The following is a 527-nucleotide window of genomic DNA, read 5'->3' on the forward strand; positions in this document are numbered from 1 at the left end:
CCGTCTGTATGCGATGGGAAATCGACAGGATTAAGAGGTGGCATGAGATGTTGTGACGGGTATGCTTCGAGTCTTTACCCTTGATTGTTATACTTTGCTTGATCCGGGTGCAACTTGTTCTTTTGTGACACCTTATGTGGCAGATAGATTTGAGATTCTTCCTGAGTGTTTACTTGAGCCATTTTCCATTTCTACTCCGACTAGTGAGCCTATTCGAGCTGAGCGAGTTTACAGAGACTGTGTAGTGTCCATCTATCATAGGGATACTCTTGCTGATCTAATTGAGTTAGAGATGGTTGATTTTTATGTGATCCTTGGCATGGATTGGCTTCACGCCTGTTATGCCTCTGTTGATTGCAGAACTCGAACTGTCAAATTCCAGTTTCCGAATGAGCCTGTTATTGAGTGGAAGGGAGATGCTATGGTGTCGAAGGGCAGGTTTATTTTCTACCTTAAGGCTAGAAAGTTAATCTCTAAGGGATGTATCTATCATCTCGTGTGAGTCAAGTTTGATGATGTTGAACCTC

1 protein-coding gene is annotated in these 527 nt (G+C 42.9%); it reads left to right on the top strand.

Features of this window, described 5'->3' with window-relative positions:
- Positions 1–52 precede the first annotated feature (52 nt).
- Positions 53–502, top strand: a complete 450-nt coding sequence (locus ON062_RS14035; protein ID WP_368859988.1) for a hypothetical protein — start codon at positions 53–55, stop codon at positions 500–502.
- Positions 503–527 lie beyond the last annotated feature (25 nt).

This window comes from Microbacterium sp. C7(2022), from assembly GCF_028823665.1.
GTDB lineage: Bacteria > Actinomycetota > Actinomycetes > Actinomycetales > Microbacteriaceae > Microbacterium.